This window comes from Paraburkholderia sp. GAS448, from assembly GCF_050435685.1.
Taxonomy (GTDB): Bacteria; Pseudomonadota; Gammaproteobacteria; order Burkholderiales; family Burkholderiaceae; genus Paraburkholderia.
Genome location: NZ_JBNDKT010000016.1, coordinates 39,326 through 54,481, shown reverse-complemented (window position 1 = coordinate 54,481; position 15,156 = coordinate 39,326). Strand labels below are relative to the sequence as shown.

Below are 15,156 nucleotides of genomic sequence, written 5' to 3'. Positions count from 1 at the left end.
CACCCCTACTGAGCCTTCACCTCGTTTTCCAGCGGCTGATTCTCCTCGAAGGCCGTGACGCTTTTCAGCGTGGTCTCGCAGATGGTCGTCAACGCTTCGCGCGTCAGATACGCCTGATGCCCCGTCACAATCACGTTGGGAAACGAGACCAGACGCTGAAAGACATCGTCCGTGATGATTTCGCTCGACAAATCGCGGAAGAAAAGATCCGCTTCCTGTTCATAGACGTCGATCCCTAGTCCGCCAAGTAGACCGGTCTTCAGCGCCTCGATAACGGCCTCCGTATCGATCAGTCCGCCACGGCTCGTGTTGATGAGGATCGCGCCAGGCTTCGCGCGCTTGAGCGTCTCCGAATTGATGATGTAATGAGTCGCGGGCGTGAGCGGGCAATGCAGCGAAATGATGTCGGCTTGCTCGCCGATCTCGCCCGGCGTCGCGTAACGCAGGCCGAGCGCTTCGAATTCCGCCGAGTGATAGGGATCGTAGCCGATCACCTTGCAGCCGAAGCCGAGCATGATCTTCGCGAACACGCAGCCGATCTTCCCGGTGCCGACCACCGCGACCGTCTTGCCGCACAGATCGAAGCCGGTCAGGCCATCGAGTGAAAAGTTCGAGTCGCGCGTGCGGTTATAGGCGCGATGCACCTTGCGATTGATTGCGAGCAACAGCGCGACCGCATGCTCCGCCACCGAGTTCGGCGAATACGTGACGACGCGAACAACCTTCATGCCGAGCTTCTCCGCGGCTGCCAGGTCGACATTGTTGAAACCCGTGCAGCGCAGCGCGAGCAGACGCGTGCCGCCCCTGTGCAAGGCTTCGAGCACGTCGGCATTGGCCTTGTCATTGACAAAGATGCAGACCGCGCCGTAACCCGCGGCGAGACCGGCCGTGTCCATATCCAGCGACACGTCGATGTACCTGAGCTTGTGATGCTCTGCCCTGTTCGCCTCGTCGAGAAACTGGCGCTCGTAAGGCGTCGAGCTGAATATCGCTACTTCCATGATGGGCTCCTCTTCGATCCGGATTTCAACCCTCTATCGGGCTCGGCGTGGCGGCGGCTAGCCGGTTGCAATCGATATGGCGATCTGCACGAAAAGCACTTTGACGATAGTCATCGACGGGAAAATCATCGCGTACATGATGTCGGGCTGATCCGTCGGCGCGATGCGATTGGCGAACGCGAGAATAGCGGGATTGCCGGTCGCGCCGCAGATCACGCCCACGGATGTGTCGAAGGGCAGCTTGAAGATCCACAGGCAGCACACCGCCGTGACGCCCACGAGTACCAGCAGCGTGATCGCACCATAGAGCAGCAGGAGCGGACCTGCGGTGCCCACCGTCGCGATGAACTTTGGCCCGCATGAAATGCCCACCTGCGCGAGAAAGATCGTGAGGCCGAGATTGCGCAACACGAGATTCGCCGACAGGGGCATTACCCACACGAACGGCCCGGTGCGGCGCGCCTTGCCGAGACATAGCGCGACCAGCAGCAAGGCGGCGAGGCCCAGGCTGAAGGCGCCGAGCCCCGGCACGCGCAGCGGGATCGCGCCGACCAGCAAGCCCGCCGCTGCGCCGATGCCGAGGCAGATGAAGCTGAGATCGGCCGTGCCCTTGATCGAATCGCCGAAGAAGGCGCGCATGGTTGCCTGATGCGTGCGGTTGACGAGCAGGCCGACGCGGTCACCCGCTTCGAGAATGAGATCGGGCGACGAGAGCATATCGGCGTCGCCACGGCGCACATGCGCGATCGAGCAGTTCACGCCATCGGGAAAGCGGATCTGGCCGAGCGCCGTGCCGATCACCGCCGGATTCGATGCGAACACGCGCATATAGTCGAGGTCTTCGCGGTGGCTCGCCATGCGCCCCGGCTGCAGCTCGCCGCACAAGGCCGTGGCTTCGTCGAGCAGGCTGCGCTCGGTGGCGGTGGCGAGGAGCACATCGTCGGCTCGCAACGTGAAGTCGGCCGTGGCCAACTGATTGTGATGCGCGCGTCGCACCGCGGCGATCAACACGCCCGAAGGCAGGCGACTCGCCAGTTCCGACAGCTTGAGACCGAAGAGGCTCATGTTTCTCAGCGCGATCTCTGCCGTTTCAAGTATCTTCGCCGGCGGCTTCTGGATCTTTACTTTCAGCGCAACGTTCAACACATAGAGAAACAGAATTGGTCCGGCGACGCCGAACGGATACGAGACGCTGTAGGCCACGGCGGCATCGTTGCTCTTCATCGATGCAATGGCCACCTGCAGGCTCGCCGTGCTGGTCCCGCTGCCCGCGAACATGCCGAGCGCATCGGCGAGCGTGATGCCGAACGGGATGAAGCCGCACGAGACGAGACCCGCGATGATCACGCCGAGGCACGCGGCCACGTTCGCCTTGACGCCCTCGCGGCTCGTCAGCCCCCTGAAGAACTGCGCGCCGTACTGTATGCCGATGCCATACAGAAAGAACAGCAGGCCGAGCGTGCCCAGCAAGGCTGGCGGCGCAGACTTAGGCGCGAATGCGCCGACCGCCAGCCCGACGAAGAGCACGGCGCCGGAACCCAGGGCCACGCCCTTGATATTTATCTCGCCGATCAGGTAACCCAGCGCGATGGTCAGAAACAGCGCGAACAGCGACTGATTCTCGAGGAAGGTTCTGACTGCATCCATGCCGCCTCCTGTGAGTGGACAACGCAACGCAGCAGTACACGAACATTAAAGGCGCTTTGTGGCGGATAGTCCAGCACGACCGTGCGCATTCAGCATGATTCGAGGATGACGACGCTGTGCGCTTCGACACGGCACGCACGGCGTTCCATTCTCGCTGTTTCGACATCCGGCACAATATCTTGCGGTGGTTCGGCGGCCGTATCGACGATGCGCCGCCAGCTCCGACTTTCAAGGACGGGAAGCGCGGCGTCACGTGCATCGTCGTTCATGTTGAAGACGATGTGCAACATGGATTCGCCCGGTGCCCGTCCCGCGATCGTGAACGCGACGAAGCGCGCGCCTGGGTCGTGCCATGCGGGCTCGTCGAGCCGCTCGCCATGCCATGCCACATCAGGATGACTCTGCCCGTTCACGGGACGCCCGGTGAGAAAGCGCCGGCGGCGCAGGCTCGCGTGACGCTTGCGCAGCGCGATCATCTCGCGCACGAAGCGCAGCATGTCGAGCGCATCGTCGGGGAGATGCCAATCCATCCACGAGAGCGCGTTGTCCTGACAGAACGCGTTGTTGTTGCCTCGCTGGCTGCGCAGGATTTCATCGCCGGCGAGGAGCATCGGCACGCCCTGGCTCGTGAGCAGAATCGCCATGAAGTTGCGGGCTTGTCGACGACGCAGGCCGATGATCGCCGGGTCGTCCGTCTCGCCTTCCGCGCCGCAATTCCACGACAAGTTTTCGTTGCTGCCGTCGCGGTTATCCTCGCCGTTCGCCTCGTTGTGCTTCGCGTCGTAGCTGACGAGATCGCTCAGCGTGAAGCCGTCGTGACACGTCACGAAGTTGATGCTGTTGGCGGGCAGCCTGCCGTCGTTCTGGTAGAGGTCCGCGCTTCCCGCGATGCACGAGCACACCTGCCCGATGATGCCCGGGTCGCCGCGCACGAAGCGGCGGATCACGTCGCGGTAGCGCCCGTTCCACTCGGCCCACGCCATGCCCGGAAACGCGCCCACGTGATAGAGGCCGCCCGCATCCCAAGCCTCCGCGATCAACGGCACGCGCGCGAGCACCTGCGACGCCTCGATCGCCCAGGGCAGCGGCGGTACCTCCAGCACCTCTCCATGCACGCCGCGCGCGAAGACGCTCGCGAGATCGAAGCGAAAGCCATCGACACCGAGCTCGGTCACCCAGTATTCGAGGGAACGCATGATGAACGCCGACACCAGCGGATGATTGCAGTTGACCGTGTTGCCGCAGCCTGTGTAATCACGATAGTGGCGCGCATCGTTCCTGTCGACTTGATAGAAGACTTCGTTCGCCAGCACCTTGAAGTGGATCACGGGGCCGTTCGTGCCGGCCTCCGACGTGTGATTGAACACGACATCGAGCAGCACGCGAATGCCCGCCGCATGCAGCGCGTCGACGAACGCGCGGAACTCCTGCGGTGCTCTCGCCGGCTCGACGCAATAGCGCGGATGCGGACTATAGAAGCTATGCGTGCTGTAGCCCCAGTAGTTGCGCAGCCCGAGCGCGGCGGCGGATGCGGGAATGTCCTGCTCGTCGAAGGCCATCACCGGCAGCAGTTCGACGTGCGTGACGCCGAGCGCCTTCAGATAAGGAATCTTTTCGATCAGGCCCGCGAAGGTGCCGGGATGGCGCACGCCGCTCGACGCATGCCGCGTGAAGCCGTCGACGTGCAGCTCGTAGATGATCGCGTCGTCGAGCGTGTGAACGTCGACGTGATCGCGCCTGTCGAGCGGCTCCGCGACGATGGCCCTGAGTGACGCGTGTTCGGCTCCATGCGCATCGGCGGCCTGGTCGCGCCGATAGAAGCGATCGCTCACGGCGCGCGCGTGCGGATCGAGCAGCTCCTTGCGGCTCGCGGCATCGTCGTCCATTTGCGGCACGCCGTGCGCACCGTAGGCGCGCCACGTATAGCAGGAGCGCAGCGGAAGGTCCTCGACGAGGACATGCCAGAAGTAGAACGTGCGGTTCTCTTCGCTATTGAGCACGACGACCTGGAACGGCTCCGCGCTTTCGGCGGACTCGTAGAGCAGCAGTTCTACGCCCGTCGCGTGCCGGCAGAACACGCAGAAGTTGACGCCGCCTGGCTCGACCGTCGCGCCGGGCGGGAATCGCGAACCGGGCTGCGTCCGGTAAGTGCGGCACACTCGCGCTTCAGGGCTGAGCAAGGTCGATCCTCACGGGACGCGTCTTCCAGATGCGCTCGCAGTACTCCCTGATCGCACGATCCGACGAGAACTTGCCCGAGCGCGCCGTGTTCATGATCGACATGCGCGTCCACTGCCGCGTGTCGCGCCATGCCTCGCTCACGCGCTCCTGGCACGCGACGTAGTCCGCGAAATCGGCGAGCACGAGGAAGGGATCGGATTGCAGGAGGTTGTCGACGAGCGGCCGGAACATATCCTTGTCGCCGCGCGAGAAGCGCCCTTGCGCGATCTGGTCGAGCGCGTCGCGCAAGTCGTCGCTCGCTTGCGCATATTCCGCAGGACGATAGCCCGCGCGCTTCACCTCTTCGACCTGCTGCGCCGTGAGGCCGAAGAGGTAGAAGTTCTCCGCACCCGCTTCCTCGCGAATCTCCACGTTCGCGCCATCCAGCGTACCGATGGTCAGCGCGCCGTTCATCATGAACTTCATGTTGCCCGTGCCGGACGCTTCCTTGCCCGCTGTCGAAATCTGTTCGGAGAGGTCCGCCGCAGGGTAGATCCAATGCCCGTTCTTCACGTTGAAATCCGGGTAGAACACGACCTTCATCCGGCCGTTGATCGTCGCATCGTTGTTGACGACTTCAGCGATGCCGGTGATCAAACGGATGATGAGCTTCGCCATCGCATACCCCGGCGCCGCTTTTCCTCCGAAGATGAAGCAGCGCGAAGCCGTATCGAGATCCGGATTGCGGCACACGCGTCGGTAGAGACTGACGATATAGAGCGCATTCAAATGCTGGCGCTTGTACTCGTGAATGCGTTTCACCTGAATATCGAACAACGCGTTCGGATCGACGTCGATGCCCGTCGTGTTCCTGATGCGCTGAGCGAGTGCCGCCTTGTTGTCGCGCCGGATCGCGAGCCACGCCTCGTGGAAGGCGGCATCGTCGGCGTGGGCGGCCAGCGCGTCGAGCCGCGCGAGATCGCTGGCCCAGCCATCGCCGATCGTCTCGTCGAGTAGGTGCGCGAGTCCCGGATTGCTCAGCATCAGAAAGCGGCGAGGCGTGACGCCGTTCGTCACGTTAAGGAAATGTTCCGGGAACATGTCTGCGAAATCGTGCAGCACGGTCTGTTTGAGCAGGTCCGAATGCAGCGCGGCCACGCCGTTCACCGCATGACTGCCGACGGTCGCGAGATGCGCCATGCGCACTTTCCTGTCGCCGGTCTCGTCGATCAGCGACATGCGCTTCACGCGCGCTTCATCGCCCGGATAGGCGCGCCGCACGTCATCGAGAAAGCGCCGGTTGATTTCAAAGATGATTTCGAGCGGGCGCGGCAACAGGCTCTGAAACAGCGGCAAGCTCCACGTTTCGAGCGCCTCGGGCAGTAGCGTGTGATTGGTGTAGGCCAGCGTGCGCCGCGTGATGTCCCAGGCCGCGTCCCACGAAAGCAGGCGCTCGTCGATAAGCAGGCGCATCAGCTCGGCCACCGCGACGGACGGATGCGTATCGTTGAGCTGCGCGGCGAACAGGTCCGCGAAGTGCTCGATCGGCGTGCCCTTCGCGTCCATCAGGCGCAGCATGTCCTGTAGCGAGCAGGACACGAAGAAATACTGCTGGGCGAGACGCAGGCGTTTGCCGGCTTCGGGTTCGTCGTTCGGATAGAGCACCTTCGAGAGCGTTTCGGAGACCACTTTCTCCTCGACCGCCTCGTAGTATTCGCCGGCATTGAAGTCCTGGAAGTCGAAGGACTCGACCGCTTCGCTCTTCCACAGACGCAGGACGTTGCACGTATTGACGTTAAAACCCTGCATCGGCATATCACACGCGACGCCCTTCACCTGGCGCGACGGAATCCAGCGCACGCGCAGACGGCCTTCGGCATCCGTCTCGCTTTGCGTGCTGCCGCCGAAGCCGACGTAATAGCTCACGTCGGGACGCACGATCTCCCACGGGTTGCCCTTCTGCAGCCACTTGTCGGTGGTCTCGACTTGCCAGCCGTCGCGGATCTCCTGATCGAAGATGCCGAACTCGTAGCGGATGCCGTAACCGATCGCGGGAATTTCGAGCGTTGCGAGCGAATCCAGATAGCACGCGGCGAGCCGCCCCAAGCCGCCGTTGCCGAGCCCCGGTTCTTCCTCGATGGCGAGCAGATCGTCGAGATTCTGGCCGAGCGCGCGCATCGCGTCGCGCGCCTCGGCTTCCATTCCGAGATTCAGCAGGTTATTGCCGAGCTGCGGGCCGATCAGAAATTCCGCCGACAGGTAGCAGGCGACCTTCACGTCCTTCGCCGCATAGGTTTTCGTCGACGCGGCCCAGCGCGCGAGCATGCGGTCCCTCACGCTGAACGCGAGCGCCGCATACCAGTCGTATGACGTCGCGATGTCGGGATAGCGCGCCTGACGGGTTATGAGATTGCGCACTACGTCATGCTGAAACGCATAGCCGGGCGCGTCGCCCGACGCGGCTTTCATATTGACGGCAGCGTCAATTGCAGGGCCGTCGCTCATAGTTCCCTCGCGTTCACATTCGCATTCGGCTGATCACATTGAGAAAGAATATGTTAGGTATGGCGGATTACAAGCAGGACGCGTGCTCAGTGACGCGGCGCGAGTGTCGCGCGCTGCGATTGAACCACTCTTCGCGGCAACATGCTCAGGCCCGTGATACGTATCACGGGCCTTGTCACCCCGGTTGCCGCCGGATAGCGCGAGGGATCCCCGACGCCCCGGCCGCGCACGCTCACGGCAGCTATGCGATAGCACGAGTCCCCGCGCAAGGCTTCAACAGGAAGGCACGGGAGGGACTCAGTCGTCAAAATCCAGATGCTCCATGACGCCCTCCAGTCTGGATATGTAAAAATACTGTATATATATACAGTATTCGGGACGTTTTCAAGGTGGGTTGCATGTCGGCGGCGGGTGAACTGATATGGGGGTTGGTCGTGCGATGCCCCTTTAGCCTTCGGATTCAAGTCGCCGGTCCTGGTGCACGGTTTAAGGCACCAGGGGGATGGTTGGTGCGTCCTAAAATAGGTGGATGAGACATTTGGGAAAACTGGGAAAACTGGGAAAACTAATGTGGACTATCTGCGTAGCGCCGCGATCCCGTGTGGCAGCGCCGATCGGTGCACCTCCTGATATTTCCTGAGCAGTCAGGAGCTGAAATGGAACTGGCAATGAAGCGAAACAAGAGAGCGCGCCTAAGACAGATTTGCTCGCGCTTGTGAAGGGGCAGTACTCAGGTGATCCGGCGGTGTTGCTTGATCGGGTCGCGCAGTACCTTCTTGAGGGCGTGTCTGACAGACTGCAGAAGTCTCTCGCCAAAAGCGGCAGGGACCTGTTCGCTAGCGACGCGGCGCGCGAAGCGGTTGCCGCCTCATTGGGCAAAATGCTGCTGGACGACGGCACAAACCGACCGGCGTCGGAAGCGAAGACGTTGCCAGTCTCCAGATTGAGCCCTGAGGAGGTACTCAAGCGCTTTGGCATGTCGAAGAGCTCCCTCTACCGCAGGGATCACACGAAGTTTTACAGTGTGATTCCGCTCGGTATGCAGAACGGTCGCGCCTATCCTTCGTGGCAGTTCGTGAGTGATGTCCCTTCACTTTTGCCAAAGGTGCTCGAAATCCTCAACAGGAAATCGCGGATGCAGGTCAACACCTTTTTCGTGTCCGAGCAGGACGCATTGAACGAGTTGTCCCCTGCAGAGGTATTAGCAGGATTGCCGTTCGAGGATCGTGCCGCGCTAGCGCCGGAACAATCCCGGATGTTGTCGCTACCTGAAAAGGTGCGGCTCGACAAAGTCAATGCGCTCGCGGCACTGGAGGTGGCTGACCCGGATTGAGCAGATAACTAATGTCCAAACACGAGGATGAGAAGAACGAACTGCCAAAGCGGCTCGAGGGTCTGGTTCCGACAGTGGAGCAAATCCTTCGGGCCTTGGGTCAGCAGCGCTATACCTACGCGGTCGATGCTGAGTTCGTGCGGGCGGTCGACAACGAAAAGTACGTTGCCACCGCCTCGCCATTCAAGCCGCACCGTTTCGGCCGCCCGCCAGAGTTTGTACAGGCGAACGGATCACTTGCCTTCACTTGGGTTTACATGGCGCGGGATAGTCTCGTTGCGTCGTGGGAAAGCCAGGTCATCCTGAACAACCGAGGCGCCGGGAACGGCTTCCACATTACTCGGAAGGCCTCCGAGCGCGGGGTGATCGCGCGCCTCAGGTCTAAGCGTCACCTCGTGCTCTGGAATCTGGGAGAGGACCACAGCAGCCGCCTCGGAATCCACTACATTGTTTCGTCATCGGCGTGGTGAACTGCACCTGCGTGAAGGCGCACAGCGGCGAGTACTGGATCATCGATCACCGCATCTACGATCCGGACGATGACGGCAAGTCCAGGCTCCATCACGTACGAGACATGCTGGTCAACGTGGTCCATCATAAAGCCCTGCCAGTACGTCGCGTCCTGATGGATACACGGTATGCGACGAAAGATCTGATTCTGTTCAAGGAATCGCCGGGCGAGACGCGCTACTGTCCACTGCGCAGTAACTGGCTGATTGAGGACTCCGCCGACCAACCGCCATACAGGCACGTCGACTCGCTGCAGTGGGATGCCGCAGCCCTTTACCACGGCGAGACGATCAAGATCAAGAACAAGGGCTTTCCAAAACATCACAAAGTCAAGCCGTTCCGGGTCGAGATGTCGACACACCGCACGGACTCGGTCGTCACCAATGACATCACCCAGGAATCTTCGCCGGCGACACAAGACGCGTGTGGCCCGCGCTCGAAGATCGACATAAGCCCAAGCGTGACGAAGCCGGGCTTTCCGTGCCCGGTTGGTCGCGTGAATCAGCGGGAGAAGTAAATTGGCGAGTCCACAACCGAATCCAATACCCTTTGGTGCAACTCCTACTTCCGTGTACAAGCCCGTCAATAATCGCCAAGCAAAGGGACCCCGACTGGTTCCAGAAAGCGGGGAAATCAGAGGCTCCATACGGCGATTTACTGGTGCGGTGGATTTCGAGGCACGAGCTTCGATGCTCCGGCAGCAGCCGCTGACTTTGTGGTTGACGGGCCTGTCTGGCTCTGGAAAATCCACAATCGCTTACGAGCTTGAGCGGCATCTTGTCGCGCTGGGCCATCCCTGCTACGTTCTGGACGGGGACAATATCCGCCACGGCCTCACCAGCGATCCCGGCTTTCGTCCCGAAGATCGACGGGAAAACATCCGCCGTGTCGCTCACGTTGCACAGTTGATGAACGATGCCGGATTGATCGTCATCACTTCGCTGATCTCGCCGATGCGGGAAGACCGTGCCATGGCCCGTAACATCATCGGCGCGGAGCGTTTTTTCGAGACCTACCTGTCTGCATCGGTGGACACCTGTGCGGCGCGCGACCCAAAGGGCCTTTACGTAAAGGCTAAAGCGGGCATCATCCCGTCGTTCACGGGAATTTCGGCGCCCTACGAGCACCCTGAACAGCCTGACCTCGAGATCGACACCGCGCTACTTGACGAAGCGACCAGCGTCTCGCTCATCTTCAACTACCTGCGCACGAAGAGCTTTGGTGATCTTGATGGCTGTGGTGCAAATCGCGATCGGCACTAGCTCGATGCGTGGCCACGGGCGTGCGAACGGGATGCGCCTGACGGCCCTTCTCCCGACGATCACGGCCACTCGCCGCGCGCAAGTCGCACAGGGATGGCAGCTGAGGTTTTGCGGATATCCCAGGCGTCGTGTCAGCGTGTCGCCCAATAGCCCGTTTACGTTGGGTAATGTTCTGGGCGATGGAGCCCGCGTGGTTCTCGTGATGGACGCATTTGCAATAGCGTGGGGATGCAGCGTTGCTGCATGAGGGGTTTGGCGTACTTGCACCAGCAGCGCTGACTGCGGTTTATGACCGCTCGCGACAGTTACTTCAGTGGAAGTAGCTAGCGGGGGCACCGGCCTTTAGGGGTGTTTTCCGTGCGCTCGCCAATACAAGCGTGAGTGCCCGTGCAGGCGCGCAGCCTCTTGATGAACGAAGGCGGTGAGCCATTCCGCGCGTGGAGCCCACCGGTCATGGGCAGTCGCCGGGCAGTATTGCGCCAGAAGCCGCCGGACAAAGAAGCGATACTGCCGACGGGACGCATGCGCGAAACCAATGATTTGAGTCAATTGGCGATCGAACTCGCTGGCAAAAATTTCACGCGCCGTCCGAAGTTCCTTTCGAGTAAGGTTCATGGCACATAGTATTGGGGGGATATGAGGCAGAGTCCGCCCAGCGTCGCCTTCATGCACCAACGTTCACCAACAAGGTCAAAGCGGACCTGGTAGATGGATCCAGCCGCAAACGCCTGTTGAACTTGCAACCGTCATGGCGTCAAGATTATGAGGGGTTGTCTAGCTGAGCCCCGTTGGCGGATCGGAATAGCCGGGATGGTCGTGTGCGGCGGTGTGGCAGCACAGATCGCCCCCCATGCCCCAGCCATCGCCGCGACCGGCATAGCCGAGACCGTCAGCACGCAATCCGGGCGCGACAATCGACCCGAGCTCGGGACGGATGCGTCGGCACTGCTTGAGCGCGGTCGCGCCGCGTTACGTGCCGGCGACCGCTACGCGGCCCTCGCCGCCATCGCGCAGGCCTCGCGCCTGCAACCCGGCAACACCGAAATTTCCCAGGCCCTGGCTGACGTGTTGATGGAACTTGGTGCCCCGAGCGCCGCGGCCCATGTGCCTGGCTTGTCCGTCGATCCGGGCGTGCAGAGCCGCGTGGCGAGCCAGCGTTTGCGCTGGGCCATAGCCTTCCACACGCGCTCACCGGATCCGCGGCATCGCTTCGACGATGTCGATCCCGCCCTCGCTCGCCTGGACGCACTGCTCGCCGAGGCACGCGCCGCTACCCCGCCGGACGCCGGGCTGATCACCCGATTACAGCGCGACCGTGCGGTGGCCCTGCGCTACCGCGAGCGCTGGCAGGATGCGGTAGATCAGGTTGAAGCCCTGCGCTCGTCAGGGGACACCGTTCCGGTCTATGTTCTCCAGGCCGAAGCGGATGCACTGCTCGCACTGCGGCGCCCCAAAGAAGCACGCCGCGTCTATCAGGAAGCACTGGAGCAACTGCCGACCAACGGGCACGAGGACGAGGATAGTCCCTGGCGGTCGCTGATGAGGGGGCGCGCCTACGCCGAGGTAGAAAGCGAGGACTTCGATGCCGCCTTTGCAACCGTCGCCGCCCTGGTCGCCGCGGCAGGGCCACCGTCGCGAGCAGCCGGCGAACTGCAGACACCGCGTGCGAACGAAACCTGGCTCGAAGCTCAGGCGTTCGACGCCGCCATTCACAGCTATGCCGACATGCCGGCTGCCGCCTGGGCACTCGTCGCGCCGCTCGAGCGTGGCGCACCCGCCCTTTCCTGGCTGCGCGCGCAGGCTTCCGGCACCGCGGCGCAGCAGGGCTGGCCCCGTCTGGCCGAGGACGACATTGACACCGCAGCGGCCCTTGCACCTCAAGACTTCGGCATCCGCGTCCAGCAGGTGGATTCAGACGTACGCCGCCATCGCCTGCTGCGGGCCGATGAGCGCCTCGCGCCGCTGCTGGAGCAAGGAGCGGATATTGCAGCCGTCCAGCAGGTGGAGCGGGAACTCGACGCTGAAGCGGGCCCCAGCGTGCAATTCGATGTGGCCGGCCGGCAGGCATCGAGCCAGGCACTTCGCGGGCCCGGAAACGGCACGGACACCAGCCTTCGGGTCGAGTCAGCGACCTTCGCGGGCACATGGCGGTTAATCGGCCTGGCTGACAGCAGCACCGACTCTCTGGAGGAGGGTCACGCCGAACGCTACCGTGTAGGCGGCGGCGCGCAGGCGCTCTGGCCGGACTGGAAGCTGACTGCACTCGCATGGTCTCAGATGGGTTCCCTGAACACATCAGGCGGCTCGCTTGCCGTGCAATGGGAGCCCACCGACCACTGGACCTTCCTCGCAGACGCCGCGAAGCATTCACCTGAATCGCCGTTGCAGGCGGACTTCCATGGCATTACCGCGGATTCGATTCGCGGCGGCCTGCGCTATGCATGGAACGAATCGACGCAGGCGGGCGTGAACGTGCAGCACATGAACTTCAGCGACGGCAACCGCCGGGAGCAGGTGATGATTGACGGTGCTCTCCAACTGCTCGATCGGCCGCACCTGGACATTACGCTCAAGCCGCGTCTTGAATGGCAGCGCAACAGCCTTGCACTCACTCCGTACTTCAATCCCAGAGAGGCATGGCATCCTTCCGTGGAGGTACAGGTCCAGCATGTCATCTGGCGCGCCTACGAACGTGCGCTCGTGCAGCAACTGCGGCTTACTGCGGGCGCCTTCAACGAGCAGAGCTTCGGCACGCATGCAGTCGGCGGCGCAGCATACGAACAGAGCTGGCGGTCCGATCCCTGGACCGCGCTGACCTGGGGTATCGAGTGGGGGAGCAACGTGTACGACGGCCAGCGCGAGCGCACCTTGATCGGTTACCTGAAGTTCGAACACAGGTTTGGACGATGAGCGCGAACCATTCCTTGAACACCGCGATGCGCGCCCTGGCTCACGGGGTGGTGCTGGCACTGATGCTGGCGGGCATCTGCATTGCCGCGCGGCCCGCGTTCGCGCAACGATCCTCTGCGCCGACGGACGGCAGCCCGACCTTCGCCGTCGTCGCGTTCCACGACGTGGTCGACGCCCGAAGGGACCTGGACGATGAGGCGGTCACCGCCGAGCGCCTGGTGAGCTTCTTCGACTGGCTGCGTGGCAATGGCTGGACGGTAATTTCACTCGGTGACCTCGCGCGCGCCCGTCACGGCGAAAAGGCGCTGCCAGCCAGGGCCGTGCTGATCACGTTCGATGATGGCTACCGTAGTCTGTACACCCGGGTCTATCCGCTCGCGCTGGCCTACGGATATCCGATCGTCGCCACGCTGGTCAGCGACTGGATGGCCCCGCCCGCAGGCTCGATGGTCAACTATGGCGACCGCATGGTGCCGCGCGAGCGCTTCATCACCTGGGATCAGGCGCGCGAGATGCAGCGCTCCGGCCTGGTCGAATTCGCGCTGCACACTCAATCGCTACACGATGAAGTCGTCGGCAACCCGCAGGGCAACACCATGCCGGCAACCGTGACGCGTCGCTATTCGGCCGGCTCCGGCTACCAGAGCGAGGCGGATTTTGCGACGGGCTTGCGGACCGACCTTGAAGCCGGCAGCGCAACGCTGCGGCGCGAACTGGGCCGCGCGCCGCGCGCGCTGGCGTGGCCTTACGGTCGCTACAACTCCATCGGCACACAAGCGGCACGCGACGCGGGCTTCGAATTCGCATTCGTGCTCGACCAGGGCCCCGCCTACCTGAACGAGCCCCTGAGAATCACTCGCTACCTGCCCACCTACAACCCGCCGCTGGTGGAACTGGTGGAGAATCTGCAGCCCGATCCGAACGAGAGGCGGGTAGATCGTCTGGTCTGCCTTGACCCGGCCGCATTGTGGGCAGGCGACGAAAACACCAGCAACGAACGCCTGGGTCATGCGATCGAGCGGGTGCGAGCCCTGGGCGTGACTGGCGTCGTGGTCGACGCCGTGCGCCGCGACGCCCAGGGGCGAATCACCGCCGCCTGGTTCCCGACCGGCGAACTGCCACTTGCGGGCGACTGGCTCTCGCGCGTGGCCTGGCAGATGCACACGCGCGCCGGCGTGGAGGTGTACGCCCGCCTGCCGCACCACGCGGCGCTCGCCGCCCTGGGCGACGAAGCACGTGTCCTGCGTCTCTACGAGGACCTGGGCGGACTGGTGCCGCTGGACGGGTGGCTGCTTGAAGACACCGACGCGCCGACGCAACCTATGCGCTTCGACGATCCGCCACCCCTGTACGATCATCGCCCGGACATTCCCCTGAGTGGGTCCGCATGGGCGGTGCGCAAACGACGGGAGGCGATGCTCCCTACCCTCGTGCATGGCGATGGGCCTGATGCGCTGGGCTGGCAGGCTTTCGCCGTGCTGGATGCCGCGCGACCCGGGCTGAAGTTGCTATGGCTCGCGCCGAGACGCGCCACCACCACACCGCACCCGCTCGCTGACATCAGCCTGGTGCCCGCGGGCTTCGGCGATCCCGTCGCCGACGATCGCCTCGCGCCGGTCGATCCTACGCTTGCCCGCTGGTTCACCGGCGCCACGCCGCCTGACGCACGGCTGCTCGCCCGTACAGCCGCTGACTTCCAGCGCCACGGCGGCGTCTCACTGGGCTGGTGCCCTGACGATCCTGTTGCAGACCTGCCCGAGGCGGCTGTCGCGGCGCCCGGGGTGTCGGCGTCTGTCTTCCCGGTGCGGCATTGATGCAGGCTCGCCTT

Annotated in this window: 10 protein-coding genes and 1 pseudogene; 7 read left to right on the top strand and 4 right to left on the bottom strand. The window is 63.0% G+C overall.

The window, feature by feature from the left end:
- Positions 1-5 precede the first annotated feature (5 nt).
- From P3T23_RS26425 to P3T23_RS26410, 4 genes are all read right to left on the bottom strand, one after another.
- Positions 6-1,001, bottom strand: coding sequence for a 2-hydroxyacid dehydrogenase (locus P3T23_RS26425; protein ID WP_429319055.1), 996 nt, complete (start codon positions 999-1,001; stop codon positions 6-8).
- Positions 1,002-1,058: 57 nt separating this feature from the next.
- Positions 1,059-2,648, bottom strand: coding sequence for an aspartate:alanine exchanger family transporter (locus tag P3T23_RS26420; protein WP_429319054.1), 1,590 nt, complete (start codon positions 2,646-2,648; stop codon positions 1,059-1,061).
- Positions 2,649-2,737: 89 nt separating this feature from the next.
- Positions 2,738-4,828, bottom strand: coding sequence for a glycogen debranching protein GlgX (gene glgX / locus P3T23_RS26415; RefSeq protein ID WP_429319053.1), 2,091 nt, complete (start codon positions 4,826-4,828; stop codon positions 2,738-2,740).
- Positions 4,815-7,313, bottom strand: coding sequence for a glycogen/starch/alpha-glucan phosphorylase (locus P3T23_RS26410; RefSeq protein WP_429319052.1), 2,499 nt, complete (start codon positions 7,311-7,313; stop codon positions 4,815-4,817). The genes glgX and P3T23_RS26410 overlap by 14 nt, the downstream gene beginning before the upstream one ends.
- Before the next feature lie 703 nt (positions 7,314-8,016).
- On the opposite strand from P3T23_RS26410, the gene P3T23_RS26405 reads away from it, so the two are divergent.
- The 7 genes and pseudogenes from P3T23_RS26405 to pgaB all read left to right on the top strand — a co-directional run bounded on the left by P3T23_RS26405 (position 8,017) and on the right by pgaB (position 15,142).
- Positions 8,017-8,646, top strand: a complete 630-nt coding sequence (locus P3T23_RS26405) for a hypothetical protein (RefSeq protein WP_429319051.1) — start codon at positions 8,017-8,019, stop codon at positions 8,644-8,646.
- 11 nt (positions 8,647-8,657) lie between these two features.
- The gene (locus P3T23_RS26400; protein WP_429319050.1) at positions 8,658-9,116 is read left to right on the top strand and encodes a hypothetical protein; all 459 of its coding nucleotides are present in this window, start codon (positions 8,658-8,660) and stop codon (positions 9,114-9,116) included.
- Positions 9,104-9,604 (top strand): annotated as a pseudogene (locus P3T23_RS26395) (IS701 family transposase); the annotation flags it as partial. The gene P3T23_RS26400 and the pseudogene P3T23_RS26395, both read left to right, overlap by 13 nt.
- A gap of 184 nt (positions 9,605-9,788) precedes the next feature.
- Positions 9,789-10,418, top strand: coding sequence for an adenylyl-sulfate kinase (cysC, locus tag P3T23_RS26390; RefSeq protein ID WP_429319167.1), 630 nt, complete (start codon positions 9,789-9,791; stop codon positions 10,416-10,418).
- Positions 10,419-10,826: 408 nt separating this feature from the next.
- Entirely contained in the window at positions 10,827-11,042 is a 216-nt protein-coding gene (locus P3T23_RS26385) for a hypothetical protein (RefSeq protein WP_429319049.1), read from the top strand.
- Between the two features lie 186 nt (positions 11,043-11,228).
- Positions 11,229-13,328 (top strand): poly-beta-1,6 N-acetyl-D-glucosamine export porin PgaA, encoded by a 2,100-nt coding sequence (gene pgaA, locus P3T23_RS26380; RefSeq protein ID WP_429319048.1) that lies wholly within the window; start codon positions 11,229-11,231, stop codon positions 13,326-13,328.
- Positions 13,325-15,142 (top strand): poly-beta-1,6-N-acetyl-D-glucosamine N-deacetylase PgaB, encoded by a 1,818-nt coding sequence (pgaB, locus tag P3T23_RS26375; RefSeq protein WP_429319047.1) that lies wholly within the window; start codon positions 13,325-13,327, stop codon positions 15,140-15,142. Before pgaA ends, pgaB begins: the two co-directional genes overlap by 4 nt.
- Positions 15,143-15,156 lie beyond the last annotated feature (14 nt).

Excerpts from the sequence above, each read along its gene's own strand:
- P3T23_RS26385 (WP_429319049.1), top strand. The coding sequence starts at position 10,827 with ATGAACGAAGGCGGTGAGCCATTCCGCGCGTGGAGCCCACCGGTCATG.
- P3T23_RS26410 (WP_429319052.1), bottom strand. The coding sequence starts at position 7,313 with ATGAGCGACGGCCCTGCAATTGACGCTGCCGTCAATATGAAAGCCGCG.
- P3T23_RS26420 (WP_429319054.1), bottom strand. The coding sequence starts at position 2,648 with ATGGATGCAGTCAGAACCTTCCTCGAGAATCAGTCGCTGTTCGCGCTG.
- pgaB (WP_429319047.1), top strand. The coding sequence starts at position 13,325 with ATGAGCGCGAACCATTCCTTGAACACCGCGATGCGCGCCCTGGCTCAC.
- pgaA (WP_429319048.1), top strand. The coding sequence starts at position 11,229 with ATGGTCGTGTGCGGCGGTGTGGCAGCACAGATCGCCCCCCATGCCCCA.
- P3T23_RS26425 (WP_429319055.1), bottom strand. The coding sequence starts at position 1,001 with ATGGAAGTAGCGATATTCAGCTCGACGCCTTACGAGCGCCAGTTTCTC.
- P3T23_RS26400 (WP_429319050.1), top strand. The coding sequence starts at position 8,658 with ATGTCCAAACACGAGGATGAGAAGAACGAACTGCCAAAGCGGCTCGAG.